General features: G+C 48.3%; 15 protein-coding genes and 1 other annotated feature. Of the genes, 7 read left to right on the top strand and 8 right to left on the bottom strand.

The window, feature by feature from the left end:
• Positions 1 to 133: 133 nt before the first annotated feature.
• A complete protein-coding gene (locus tag GRF59_RS13325; RefSeq protein WP_160497998.1) occupies positions 134 to 1,111 on the bottom strand; it encodes an aldose 1-epimerase in 978 nt (325 codons plus the stop codon).
• 205 nt (positions 1,112 to 1,316) lie between these two features.
• Positions 1,317 to 1,581, top strand: a binding site (T-box leader).
• A 48-nt stretch (positions 1,582 to 1,629) separates the two neighbouring features.
• On the opposite strand from GRF59_RS13325, the gene trpS reads away from it, so the two are divergent.
• On the top strand, positions 1,630 to 2,619 hold the full coding sequence (trpS, locus tag GRF59_RS13320; RefSeq protein ID WP_160497997.1) for a tryptophan--tRNA ligase: 990 nt from the start codon (positions 1,630 to 1,632) through the stop codon (positions 2,617 to 2,619).
• A gap of 3 nt (positions 2,620 to 2,622) precedes the next feature.
• On the opposite strand, the gene GRF59_RS13315 is transcribed toward trpS, so the two are convergent.
• On the bottom strand, positions 2,623 to 2,808 hold the full coding sequence (locus GRF59_RS13315) for a hypothetical protein (RefSeq protein ID WP_160497996.1): 186 nt from the start codon (positions 2,806 to 2,808) through the stop codon (positions 2,623 to 2,625).
• Positions 2,809 to 2,926: 118 nt separating this feature from the next.
• Here GRF59_RS13315 and GRF59_RS13310 point away from each other — a divergent pair, with 118 nt between their 5' ends.
• Positions 2,927 to 3,139, top strand: a complete 213-nt coding sequence (locus GRF59_RS13310) for an alpha/beta-type small acid-soluble spore protein (RefSeq protein ID WP_160497995.1) — start codon at positions 2,927 to 2,929, stop codon at positions 3,137 to 3,139.
• A gap of 180 nt (positions 3,140 to 3,319) precedes the next feature.
• Here the strand turns inward: GRF59_RS13310 and GRF59_RS13305 are convergent, their stop codons facing one another.
• Positions 3,320 to 4,303 (bottom strand): metal-dependent hydrolase, encoded by a 984-nt coding sequence (locus GRF59_RS13305; protein WP_160497994.1) that lies wholly within the window; start codon positions 4,301 to 4,303, stop codon positions 3,320 to 3,322.
• Positions 4,304 to 4,609: 306 nt separating this feature from the next.
• On the opposite strand from GRF59_RS13305, the gene cyoE reads away from it, so the two are divergent.
• On the top strand, positions 4,610 to 5,545 hold the full coding sequence (cyoE, locus tag GRF59_RS13300; RefSeq protein WP_160497993.1) for a heme o synthase: 936 nt from the start codon (positions 4,610 to 4,612) through the stop codon (positions 5,543 to 5,545).
• A 306-nt stretch (positions 5,546 to 5,851) separates the two neighbouring features.
• On the top strand, positions 5,852 to 6,463 hold the full coding sequence (locus GRF59_RS13295) for an SCO family protein (protein WP_160497992.1): 612 nt from the start codon (positions 5,852 to 5,854) through the stop codon (positions 6,461 to 6,463).
• Between the two features lie 183 nt (positions 6,464 to 6,646).
• On the opposite strand, the gene GRF59_RS13290 is transcribed toward GRF59_RS13295, so the two are convergent.
• From GRF59_RS13290 to GRF59_RS13285, 3 genes are all read right to left on the bottom strand, one after another.
• Entirely contained in the window at positions 6,647 to 6,997 is a 351-nt protein-coding gene (locus GRF59_RS13290; protein WP_160497991.1) for a toprim domain-containing protein, read from the bottom strand.
• Between the two features lie 181 nt (positions 6,998 to 7,178).
• On the bottom strand, positions 7,179 to 7,337 hold the full coding sequence (locus GRF59_RS29400; protein ID WP_202128563.1) for a hypothetical protein: 159 nt from the start codon (positions 7,335 to 7,337) through the stop codon (positions 7,179 to 7,181).
• Positions 7,338 to 7,455: 118 nt separating this feature from the next.
• Positions 7,456 to 8,619 carry an MFS transporter gene (locus tag GRF59_RS13285; RefSeq protein WP_160497990.1) on the bottom strand — a complete coding sequence of 388 codons (1,164 nt, stop codon included), beginning with the start codon at positions 8,617 to 8,619 and terminating at the stop codon, positions 7,456 to 7,458.
• A 272-nt stretch (positions 8,620 to 8,891) separates the two neighbouring features.
• On the opposite strand from GRF59_RS13285, the gene GRF59_RS13280 reads away from it, so the two are divergent.
• Together GRF59_RS13280 and GRF59_RS13275 are read left to right on the top strand one after the other, a co-directional pair.
• Entirely contained in the window at positions 8,892 to 9,347 is a 456-nt protein-coding gene (locus tag GRF59_RS13280) for a hypothetical protein (RefSeq protein WP_160497989.1), read from the top strand.
• A 41-nt stretch (positions 9,348 to 9,388) separates the two neighbouring features.
• A complete protein-coding gene (locus GRF59_RS13275; RefSeq protein WP_160497988.1) occupies positions 9,389 to 10,543 on the top strand; it encodes a transglutaminase domain-containing protein in 1,155 nt (384 codons plus the stop codon).
• A gap of 125 nt (positions 10,544 to 10,668) precedes the next feature.
• On the opposite strand, the gene GRF59_RS13270 is transcribed toward GRF59_RS13275, so the two are convergent.
• Together GRF59_RS13270 and GRF59_RS13265 are read right to left on the bottom strand one after the other, a co-directional pair.
• A complete protein-coding gene (locus GRF59_RS13270; RefSeq protein WP_160497987.1) occupies positions 10,669 to 11,082 on the bottom strand; it encodes an ImmA/IrrE family metallo-endopeptidase in 414 nt (137 codons plus the stop codon).
• Positions 11,083 to 11,135: 53 nt separating this feature from the next.
• The gene (locus tag GRF59_RS13265) at positions 11,136 to 11,585 is read right to left on the bottom strand and encodes a helix-turn-helix domain-containing protein (protein WP_341480070.1); all 450 of its coding nucleotides are present in this window, start codon (positions 11,583 to 11,585) and stop codon (positions 11,136 to 11,138) included.
• A gap of 259 nt (positions 11,586 to 11,844) precedes the next feature.
• Here GRF59_RS13265 and GRF59_RS13260 point away from each other — a divergent pair, with 259 nt between their 5' ends.
• Positions 11,845 to 12,303: an ArpU family phage packaging/lysis transcriptional regulator gene (locus GRF59_RS13260; RefSeq protein ID WP_160497985.1), complete on the top strand. Its 459-nt coding sequence runs from the start codon at positions 11,845 to 11,847 to the stop codon at positions 12,301 to 12,303.
• Positions 12,304 to 12,604 lie beyond the last annotated feature (301 nt).

The raw sequence follows: 12,604 nt of genomic DNA, 5'->3' as shown, positions 1-12,604 counted from the left end.
GTTGAAGTTATTATGGTTATAAAGATTTGAAAACATGCAGCAAAAGATAATGAAAACGCTGGAAATTTATGACTGAAACACAAAAAGGCGGTTTACCGAAAGACTTCGGAAACCGCCTAAGCTCGCCTTGATTTTATGACTCGATAGGGTATACCATACTTAACTTCAAATCCATCTCGATGGACTGCTTGGGTTCGAGGCGGATAAGCCCGGTCACATCGGGCCCAACCGGCAGGTTAGGCGCGTTTGGCAGCCAGGTGTAAGGCTCAATGCAGAGAAACTCATTCGCTTCTCCTTTGGTATACAGGACCCAGTGTTTATAATACTGAGGATCCGCTGAATATTTGAATCCGTAGCCATCGCTGCGCAGTAGGGTAGCCTCTGCAGGCTGGCCTTTTCCGATCCGTAGCAGCGTGTCAAAATTCGTCCCTTGCAAATTCATGCCATCATTAAGTTGCTGCAATGCCCCAAGAGGGAGCACGTCACCCGTAGTCAGCAAGTCCTGGTCCAAGCCATAGATCCCATCTACAGGCAGATGGAGAGTCCAAGCATCGGGTTGTTGGTCCAAAAGGAACCAAGTATGAAAACCAATGCCGAAAGGCACAGGCTGATCGCCCAAATGGGTAACTTTCAGATGCTGGGTCAAACGGTCACCCTGCAGCCGCATGGTCATTTCAAGTTTGAGAGGAGCCGGAAACTGCTCCATCCAGTGGGGATCGTCTGCGGTAAGAAATTCGGTCGTTACAGCGCAGCCATCTTCATCTTCCTCAATATCACTGACTCTCCAAGGCTGGGTACGGTGCAACCCGTGAATGTGATTATCACCTGCGGTATTGCGGTCGAATTGGTATTCCCGGCCCTCATATTCAAAATGGCCTCCGCGAATTCTGCCCGGCGGAATGAGCATCGGCATACCGAAATGATAGGGTTTTTGCATATAAAATGCCAAATCATTTTCATCGGGTCTTCGAATGACTTGTCTGCTCATGATGTTGTCCCAGATGGAAATCACATTGTTCCCCAGCCACGGCAGCAGCGTGACTTCAAGCTCGCGACTATGAAGAATGTACGTGTCGTAACCATTCCATTGCCCTTTGGTCACTTGTTTCATATCGATGCTCCTTTTCCCACTATAATTCAGATCGTTACGTTGAAACTACTTAATTGATATCATACCAGATTTTACGGCTGTGCGTAAAAAAAACGACCTCGAAGCAGCCTGTAGAACACAAACCGCTTTTTACTTAAAAAGGGATTTGACAATTTGGCAACTTCAGCTATATCATAGGCAGTGATTAAAGGCTTTCAATGATTACAGGAACACGATGACAGGGACAAGTAAGCAAAGACGGCATAACCTTCAGAAAGCCGGTGGTTGATGTGAACCGGTGGGGCCGATTTTGCCGAATGGACCCTTGAGTGCCGAGTTGAACGGAAGAGGCTTCTTCCCGCGTAGACCGGTCGGCTCATTCCACGTTAAGGAATTAGAAGGCTGTTTCAGTTTCTTTGTATGTATTGCTCATGCGATGTGCGAAGGAAGAACAGCAAATAAGGGTGGCACCACGGTCTCACGTCCCTTGCGGGCGTGGGGCCTTTTTGTATATTTATTAATCAATGGAGGGATTTCCCATGAAAACTGTACTTTCCGGAATCCAGCCAAGCGGCAAGCTGACGCTGGGAAATTATATTGGAGCCATGAAAAACTTTGTGAAGCTGCAAAATGACTATGCCTGCAACTTTATGGTCGTGGATCTGCATGCCATCACGGTAGCACAGGAACCGAAAGCCCTGAGAGAACAGTCGGAAGCTGTTGCAGCCCTGTTCATCGCAGCAGGCATTGATCCCGATAAAGCCAATGTGTATATGCAGTCCCATGTGCCGCCGCATGCGGAGCTGGGCTGGATTCTGACGACCCTAACCTCGATGGGCGAGCTGGAACGCATGACCCAATTCAAAGACAAAACCGCAGGAAAAGAATCCGTTGGCGCAGGTTTGTTTGTATATCCTTCTTTGATGGCCGCCGATATTTTGGTGTACAATGCTGATCTCGTGCCTGTCGGCGAAGACCAAAAGCAGCATCTTGAGCTCGCGCGCGATTTGGCTGGTCGCTTCAACCACCGTTTTGGCGAATATTTCACGGTTCCCGAGCCTTACATTCCCGAAGTAGGGGCGCGAATTATGTCACTGGATGACGCATCGAAAAAGATGAGCAAGAGTAACCCGAATCCGGGCAGTCATATCACCTTGTTGGATACTCCTGATGAGATCCGCAAAAAAATCAGCCGGGCTACAACCGACTCGGGCAAGGAAGTACGCTATGACCCTGCGGAAAAGCCAGAAATCAGCAATCTCATGAGCATCTACTCGGAGTGTTCCGGTATGTCTCTAACAGAGATTCAAAATAAATATGAGGGCCAAATGTACGGCGGTTTCAAAAAGGATTTGGCTGAAGTCGTTGTCAGCGTGCTGGAACCTCTGCAAAAAAGATATTATGAAATCAGGGAATCCGGACAACTGTACGATATTCTGGCAAAAGGCGCCGACAAGGCCATGGAAACCGCATCGCGCACGTTGTCCGATGTCAAGGAACGGATGGGTTTCCTGCTGCCCAAAAAATAAATGTTACTCGGCTTCCGGTCCGTTTACACGGTTCTTCTTGGCCTTGATGACAAATCCCCAGCCGATATTGCAAATAGCGATTACGCCCAGTAAAAGGGCAAGCCAGCCGTTATAGCTTATGGAAATGCCGGCGGCTCCCAGCAGAAATATGGATGAGGATGCGAACCATAGGGACAAACCTTTACTCATTGTAAAAAACCTCCAGATAAGATATGAATTCTTTTCTGTATAACTCTCAGCGACCGAGCCATACTAAGCTTGCAAGCTTGTTACTAACACACACGCAGAATTGAAGGGAGATCTTAATATGGCTCAATCTCGTTCTAACAATCTGGTAGTACCGCAAGCAAGAACGGCTTTGCAACAAATGAAGATGGAAGCTGCTCAAGAACTGGGGGTTCAAATTCCTCAGGACGGATACTACGGCAATATGACTTCCCGTGAAACAGGTTCCCTTGGAGGGTACATTACCAAGCGTCTAGTCCAAATGGCTGAACAATCCATGTCCGGTCGTCAATAATCAAGCTTAAATCTCAGCCCGAGCGCTGCAAGCGCTTCGGGCTTTTCTGCGTTTGCCAGAATGACTCTCTAGGGTGATTCTCTCCTACCAGGCAAATTTCGTCAAGTTTGAATTGGGAAGAACATAAAAAGAGGCTGCTTCCATGTAGGATGCAGCCTTATATTAACTACGAAGGTCTGTTTAGCCGGAATTAATGGACAGCCTTTTATCCATTTTCTTCGCGCTGAGCCATCCGACATAGGTGTTGATCGGTTGGAATTGTTTATCCATCACAAGTACGGCCACAAACGGGTATTGCTTCCGGTGGCGGTAGCGGACATCAGCCCAGCGGACGATATATCCCCAAGGAAGATTCTCTACTTCTGCAACAGCAAACGAAGTAAAGTAAAGGAAGGCCTGCACATCCGGATGTTGCTTGGAATGCTCCACAGCGGGATGCTCCTCGGTAGATGCATGTTTGCGCCACTCCAATTCGTCGCCGTTCAGAACGCCAATTTCATAACTGCCGTCGGGCAGCGCTTTTACCACATGCCATTTATGGAAGCTCACCGTCGGAATAACAAAATATCGTTCGCCTGCCTTGCGGGTAGGATCAAGTCGTTTCACCGCAGCAGTCTTTAACGAATGGACAACCGTCCGCCAGACATAATAGATGGCCGTCAGGATATAAAGACCCAGAAATAACGGGGCGGGTTTCGCAGCCCCGGTACTCCAGAGAAGTACTGCTGCGGCGTGGGTTCCAAAAATAAACGGATCAAAGATATGAATGATATTCCAGGATATCCACCGTTCCGAGAACGGCCGAACCGCCTGTGTCCCATACGTATTGAACAAATCGCTGAATACATGGACGCACACGGCTACTCCTGTCCAGAGAATGATATGTCCTGCTGGCACCGTTCCAAACAGTAAAGCCAGAATACTGCTTATCAGTGCGGTCCAGATGACAAGAAAGGGAAGAGAATGCGTGACGCCCCGGTGATTCTTCACGTACAGGGCGTTGCTTTTGAAACGTAAGAGCCCGTCAAAATCAGGGGCCTGAGAACCGATGACCGTACCCAGAAGTACAGCAGTGGCAAGCGCGGGGCTTGCGGCAACCGCTGGATCAACGTAGGCGAGACCGGCCAGGCTGAGTCCCATCACAAAATGTGTGGCTGTATCCATTACCATGTCTCCTTCATGTTGTTCTTATTGTTATTGTAACAAATCCGGGAAAGCAATTCCTGCCGCCACAGTGTCATTGTGTGAGGATTTTGCAAAACATGCATCTTATGTTTTCCTTATAATAGTTACTACCCACTTTTGGATGAATATATAAGGGTTTGACCATACTAAAATGTGTCACCAAATTGTCAAAATGGTGAATGATTTTGGAGAGGATTGTCAAACACTTTTACCTTTTGATATGATAAACTTTATAGCGGAGGCACTTTTCCTCCACAATGACAGAATAAGGAGGATTCTTAAGGCGTGGACAATCATTTAAGTTACCAGGCTCCTTCGGATTCCGCAACGCTTTCCATCAAACAAACGCCGCCAGATTCGTCGGCAACTTGGAGAGATTTCATTACACTTACGAAACCCGGGATTATCCGGTCTAATCTAATTGCTGTTTTTGCAGGGTATTGGGTCGCGTCCCAGTGGGACATTCAGTTTGGTAAAATGGTCTTGACTCTACTCGGAACCGTGCTGGTCATGGCTTCTGCCTGTGTATATAACAATTATTTTGATCGTGAACTCGACACAAAGATGGAACGTACCCGTAATCGCGTGCTTCCATCAGGTCGGTTGAAGCCTTCCACTGTGCTCTGGTATGCCTTTATACTCGGTGTTCTTGGACTGGCTGACCTATTTATTTTCTCAGGTGTTCTTGCCGGCATCTTCGGTGCAGTCGGGATGTTTGTGTATGCGATCGTGTATACCATGTGGTTGAAACGCTCTTCGACATGGAGCACTTCGGTTGGTGCCATTTCCGGTGCCATGCCTCCATTGATCGGCTATGTGGCAGTAACGCATAGTGTGGATCTTGGAGCCATTCTTCTGTTTGCTTTGCTGTTTCTGTGGCAGCCGCCGCATTTCTGGGCACTGGGCATTCGCCGCGTGGAAGAATACAGAGCTGCAGGTTACCCGCTTCTGCCTGTTGTGAAAGGAATCAAACGCACCAAAATTCAGATTATTCCGTATCTGGTGCTGTTGGTCCCCATTCCAATATTGATGTATGCGTACGGTTATACCGGCATTTACTTTATGATTATCGGAACACTGTTGTCGCTCTTCTGGCTGTACCTCGGCATTAAGGGATTAACGGCAAAAGATGACGATGCCTGGGCTAAAAAGCTGTTTATCTTCTCGATTAACTTTTTGACCCTAAGCCTCATCGTGATGATTCTGAACACTGTGCATTAAAAAATATATCGAGGACAAATCCCATGGATGCATGGGATTTTTTCTGGAGATCAGGTAGAAGCTCAGTGCTTCTACCTGATCTTACAATATCGTTTAAATGCCCACAGTACCCTTACTATAGGGGAATTGAAAACCTGTCTTCGCGTCAGTTTGTTACATATAGCCCTATGGAGTCATGTCACATGAACATGAAAAAGTTATGCTATACGTATTCATGACGCAAAGGCTGCTGGAATAAATGATCTGTTTTTGTTTCGAAGATGAACAAACGGCTTCACTACGTGAGAGAGGAAGAGGTTAACCGAAATGTTGAAACGTTATAAATGGACATGGATTTTGCTCGCAGTGATTGTCGTGATGGCGGGCTACCTGATCTACACCGGTTCGGGGATTGGCAAATCCAAGCTGCCGGTTTTGGGACAAGTTGAGGATTTCTCATTGGAGAATGTGGATGGCAAGACGGTAACACTTGATAATACGAAAGGGAAGGTAAGGCTCTTTTATTTCTTTTATACCAGCTGTCCGGATGTATGTCCTGTAACGACATTCCTGCTCTCCCAAACACAGAAGCAGCTCATTAAAGACGGTACCTTTGCAAAAGACGCGGAATTTGTCTCCGTTTCTTTCGATCCGAAGGTCGACACCCGCGAAAAGATTAAAGAGTTTGCAGATAAATTTTACGTGGATTACAACGGATGGTATTTCCTGAGAGGCGATGACCAAAAAATCAGGGATCTTGCCGAAAAGTCATTTAAAATCGGTATTATGGGCGACAACAAGGATAATTTTGCCCACTCCAATGTCATCGCGCTGGTTGACCGCGACAATAAGGTGCGCAAGCTGTATAACGCGAATGACACGGACAATGTCACAGCTGAGTCGCTCGCCAAGGACGTTAAAGATTTGGCCAAGCAGTAATAGGGCATGAACATATGGAAGCGCCGCTTGTTTCACCGTGAAGGTGGAGCATCGGCGCTTTTTCTTTAAATGGCAGGAAGATTCTAGATCACGTATTCGCAACCTGATACCACCAAGGGGGAACTCAGGTTAAATGTTTTCTTCGAAAGTACGTCGATAGACGATTTTTGTGGGATTAATGCATCAAGAGTAAAATGGGGGATCGGGGTAAATGATGTATTCATCAAGGCCCGCCTTCTCAAGCTGAGCTACCAAATATTCGTCCGGAGTGCCTTCGACACCGGGGTAGCCGCGCCGGGTATATATATGTCCCGCATCTGGAAATGCATCACGAAGAAGGCCGCGAATCTTCTTGCCGGAGCTGTCATTGTCCATGAACAAATAGACCTCTTCATCACGGATCTCTTTGCGCAACGTCTCTAGTTTCAGGGAATTGAGCGTGCCGAACGTGCACAGAATCCGAATGTCATCTTGAAGCAGACGGCGCAGTTTGCTGCGGTCATTTTTTCCTTCTACGACAATAAATATGGGCATGCTGGTCTCACCTCGGGTACAGGAGTTGACAGTAACTCCTATCAAAATTCCCCGGGAAATGTAGAAAAGACATTTGAGCCGGTTCTTCCTTAGTGTAGCTCTTTTCCGGCCGGTCATGCAAAAAAAACAAGACGATCTGTCCTTGGGATTAGGCAGACCGTCCTTTTTAGGTTGAATTAATCTAGCACCAGAAGGCACGCAGAATAATGACCAGCAGGATAAAGAGAACCAACACAACCCCGACATTGCTGTGACATCCTGTAACGACTGGCGAAACGACTGGAGCTACCTTAGCAACCGGCGCTACAGGACCACATCCGCAGTGATCAAAATGACTCAAACCTATCACCCCGCTCTCGTTTATGTCGCATGACACAATGTATCTTATGTGGGTGGAAGGCATAAGTTTTGTACAGTGGCCCATTCGTGCGGATTTAGGCGTTTACCTGCAATGTGATTCACGAAACGGGTTTTTGATTGATATTCGGGTACAGCAAGGAACCGGATTTGCGGCTGATGGGGAGCATCATCAGTCCGATCATGAGCAGGACAAAGGCAATGAAGTATGGCGAGACGAAGGTGCGGAGCTGTCCGGCAGCGATAGGGCCGAAAAAAGAGCCGATGGACATCGCGATTGATTGCAGGGAGAAGACTCTGCCCAGTCTGCTGCCGCCGCTCAGCTGTATGAATAGCGAAGCCATGGCAGGGAAAATAATCCCTTTCGCCATCCCGAGCACTAGGAGTGTGGCGGTCAGCGGGATGGGGAGTGCGGCGAGACAGTAAAAGCAAACCGCGAGCAGAAATATGCCGCCAAGAACTCTCTTGTATGGGGAATAACGGTTTACAAATAGCATACTTAGCGTAAGCAATGCGCCGATGCTCATGACGGAGAACAGAATGCCGGTCGACATGATGCCATCCACGCCTGTCGAGCGCAAGGGCAGCTCAAAAAATAAAATGCCTTGGGAGCATGAGATGACAAAAGGCAGAATGAAAATGCGCAAGGGTACCTGGAGTTTGGGAACGGCCGCGGTGGGTTCAGCATGAGACGTGCCAGTGGTTTGTACTGCTGTCCGCTGTGCTCCGGGCACGCTGAAAATGGCCATAATGCCGGTGGCGATGAGCAGCCAACCAAGACTCTGAAAGGTGGCTGAGTATCCGGCTTTGGCGACGATAAATGCTCCGGCTGCAGGTGAAACAACGGAGGCTAGCGTATGTACAACGCCATGTCCCGACATGAATTTACCCTGGGTTATTTTGTCGGATGAGAGCGAAGCGAGCAGCGTCAGGCAGGCTGGGGAGAGAAAGGCCAGGACAAAACCGCTGATGGAGCGGAGTGCAAGCAGCTGCCATGGATAATGAACCTGAGATTGCAGCAGCAGCACGATCCCGGCGGATACGAGACTGAAAACAATGTAGCGCCGGCTGCCATGCTTGTCGATCACGGTCCCTGCTATCAAATTCCCCGGCAGATGCGTGAGGGCATAAATGCCCATCATCCAGCCAATAAAGACAGGTGCTGCCCCTAGGGACACTGCAAACGGAGTTAGGATAGGATACTGGGCATGAAGATCGAAGAAAGCGAGAAATAAAAACATATACAGCCAAATTGCGGTTTTCACGTGAGCAGCTCCTTTCTGTGCAAATCCAAAGACATTTTGGCGAAGAGCCCGGACTTGTCTTTTGCTCATTCTCTTTACATGTACGCTTGGACTTGCCGTATTAGACCTAGACCCGTTTGATTAAAGTGCCGGGACGGTTGGAAGGGAGCGCGGGTGCCGGAGGCACGGCGAATGCTGACAGCCCATAAGGGAATCATGTATAATTTATAAAAGCGGACCGCTTGCTTGCTAGGGTCCGATATCAAGCTGTGGCTGATGGGAGTGATAAGGAAATGGATACTCAGGTTTGGTCCGATTTTTTGCAGCAAAACTGGCTGGTGATCGTAATTGCTCTCATTGTGCTGTTCGTGGTCCTGAATCTTGTTAAGACAATGGTGAAGTGGGCACTCGTCATTATCATCGTTGTAGCTGTGCTGGTGTACAGCGGAGTGTCTCTGGAAAAGATCAAAGACGTGGCGAATGACGTCACGACGGAGACGGTGGATAAACTGAAAAGCGAAGCGACAAACATCATGATGAAAGAAGCCAAGGAAGCAAAATATACATCGGATGCGGTCGGGAATTTTTCGATTACAACCCCTAATCTGGAGATGAAGGGCCAGAAGGGCAAAGACAAGGTGGAGGTGTCGCTTCGAGGCGTGGCGCTCGGGCAGTGGAAAATCAGCGACACCGTCGAGTCGTTTATCGCGGAAGCCAAGAACAACTCGAATGTTACCTCAGGTAAGTAAGGCAGGCTTTTTCCATGTGTTTCGTGGGGGGAGGTCATCTTATGTTGCAATCATGGATAAAGAGTCTGCAAGAATTTAATATCATTTCGATCTTTTTACTGCTCATCATGCTTGTCTCGTTGTTCCAGGGCTGGCGCCGGGGAGCATCGCGCTCAGCCGGAAGACTTCTCTCGCTGCTTAGGGAGGGGGTTTTTATTTTGGTGGCTTTGGTGCTGTCTGTACCTTTTACGCTCTGGATGTCGCCTCGAGTGCAGGAATGGCTCACGAATTACACGAGTACGCTTCCGAACCGGGATTTGAGTACTTGGGAGCAGATCTATTATACGTTTATGACTTCGATGGCTGACTTTCCGCTGCTGCGTTTTGCGGTACTGTTCATCCTAAGCTACAGTATCATCCGCCTGTTGATGCGATGGCTTACGGTGCTTGTATTCGGAGGAAAGGGCTCGCTGTTCGCGCCGGGCACGCGTCAGTCCTCATCGATTTTCAGCCGCTTCTCGGGAGCAATCATCGGTTTGTTGATCGGTGCGGGACGCTGCATCGTTGTCGTTGCACTGCTGTTCGTATATGTCTCGCTGTATCCGAATACAGCCTTTACCCGCTATGTGGAAGCCTCGCCGATTTATCAGGAAGGGGCGCAGCGTGTCATTGAACCGTTGTCCGGACATTTGGTGAAGGATAAGCTGCCGGTATTTACGAAGGCTGTGGAAAAAGAGCTCAGCGGCATCATGCAGCGCAAATACGAAGTCATCGATCATGCCATTCCGGATGATATTGATGCGGCTGCCGCCGATATCGTCAAGGGAGCCAAGACGGATGAAGAGAAGGCACGGCGCTTGTATGACTGGGTAGGCTCCAGAGTGCAATATGACTACGGTAAAGTCGACGACTACGAGCAAAAGGGCATCTGGCATGAGCAGAATCCGCAAGACACCTTCGATTCGAAAAAAGGGGTCTGCATTGACTATGCCCGCCTGTACGCCGTCATGGCCCGCTCGCAGGGACTTCAGGTCCGGGTCGTTACCGGGCAAGGGTACAACGGGCAGGGCGGATATGGTCCGCATGCTTGGAACGAAGTCTATCTGGACGAGCAAAAGAAATGGATTCCGCTGGATCCGACGTGGGCGCAGAGCGGAAACTGGTTTAACCCGCCGAATTTTGCGGCGACGCATATCCGCGACGGGGTGCTTTCATAACGACAGGTAAACGAAGTATGGAGTTGTAAAAAAGGAGTTGTACCGCATGCTAGAGTGGCATGTTGGGTACAGCTCCTTTTTGATCTAGCGTAAAGGCGTCATCATCTTGTTAATCATTGATTGCCCTAAGGTTGAAAAAAAGGATGCATTTCCTGCGGAATGCCATTCCGTCTGCAATAATCATGGATCGTCTCTTCTTGTTCAATCATTGTTCCCGAGGTCAACAGGAGAATGGCGAAGCGGTTGGCCTGACGTTCAAGCTTCCCCGGCATAAAGTAGGAGTGCTCCTCCAGAAAAAAACGGTTGATGCCCTTATGCAGCCGGTCGTGGCCAAGCTCATGCGCACATACGAATCTTTGCCATTCCGGGGAGAGCTGATTGTGTATCACAATAAATCGCCTCCGCAGTTTGCGATAATAGAGGCCTTTGGTTGATTTGCCAAGATCGGTGTAGCGGATATGTATGCCAAGCGCGTTTGCAAGCTCGAAAGGACAGCTGGTCTTGTGTTTGCGGGTTAACTTTCGAATGATGTCATCCACATTGTTCACCTGCTTTGTCGGTTGTTGCCGGAATGTTGGCGGCGCTGGGTGATTTAACGGCCATCCGGATTTTCGTTATGTTTTTTCTTCCTCTTATTCATGTGCTTGGCTTCCCAGAACAGGCCGGTCAAGACATCCTTAATCCGCTGTTTATCCTCCTGATCCAAAGGAATCCCGTCAAACATCAGCTCGCCGTCCTCTTCCAGCATCTTTTTAAAATCGCGCTTGTCCTTCGAGGTTGCCCACGCAGGTAGCTGTTCAGCCGCATCCATGCCGTCCGTCCCTTCCAAATAACCCGCTGCACTCATAAACTCTCCATAGGAAGCATCCAGCGCATCGGCGAGTTTACGGATGGTAGGGGCTTTGGGAATGCCGCGCAAGCCGTTCTCCATTCGGGATATTTGCGAGTTGCTGATTCCAGCCGCTTCTGCCAATTGGTTGATTGTTAAGCCCTTTTGCTCCCGTATCTGCTTCAGCAGAACTCCAAATTCGTTTTCCACAATATGCCCACTCCTTTAATAAAGTAGAACCCGGTTCTTCCTCGTTACTATACCCGTTTGTTGCCAAAAGGTAAAGGAAAGATGTGAAAATCATACCAAAAGGTATAAAAGAGAAGGGAATCTTGCGTATATCCTTTCAAAAGGTTCAAATTTGCTGTTTTACGTCATTAACCAGAAAGTGGTATGGTAACATCATTATACGAACAAAAATGCGAACAAGCCATCATTAATTTATTTTTTTTATATGAAGGAGTGCATAACTATGGTAAAAGGACTACCGGAGCTGAACCGCCGCAAAACGCAAACTGCCGTCGAGGCATTGCTTGAAAAATATCGTATTTACAAGACTATTACCTTTGAAGCGAGGGAGGTTAGCATCACCGCTTCGTACACCGAGCGCTTTCATGGACCGACGAACGTAACATCGGACCAGACAGCGCAAGCTGCCGTTCATAATGTGGACGTGCCGGCCGCGCGAAGAGCATACTGCGAGCTCATTGAATTGATCGTGGAGAGGCTTAGCGAAAGGGAACAACTCATGATTCGTGAACGATATATGAAGCAAGACGATGTGTTCGACTATAAAGTATACAATTATATTCTGAATCCGCCGATGAGCAAGGATACATATACGAAGCTTCGAACGAAAGCCTTTTATAAAATGGCGCTGGCATTCGCTGACCTTGGCCTATTGAAGCTGGAGGATCTGCAAAAGGTTTAAACAGACGATTGAGGGAGGAAATCATAGCGAAGCGGGTTATCGGGATATGAAGTTTCGAAGCGGTTTTTATCATAAAGCATGAGCAGAAGAAATCGTAAGGGAGCAGGACGGGGGAAACCCCGTCCTTTTTTATTGGATGAGGTAGCCAACCCAAAAATACGAACGTACATTCGTACTTTTTTCTTACGAAAACGATCTTTATTCCGTCCGATTCACCATCAGCGCATCCGATTTTGGGGTGTAAGATTATATCATCGGAAATGGAAACAAGATGACAACCGAAGACTTACTCAGTCAAATG

This window comes from Paenibacillus dendrobii (genome assembly GCF_009807035.1).
GTDB classification, from domain to species: Bacteria; Bacillota; Bacilli; order Paenibacillales; family Paenibacillaceae; genus Paenibacillus_AQ; species Paenibacillus_AQ dendrobii.
This window is presented reverse-complemented; position numbering and strand designations above follow the sequence as displayed.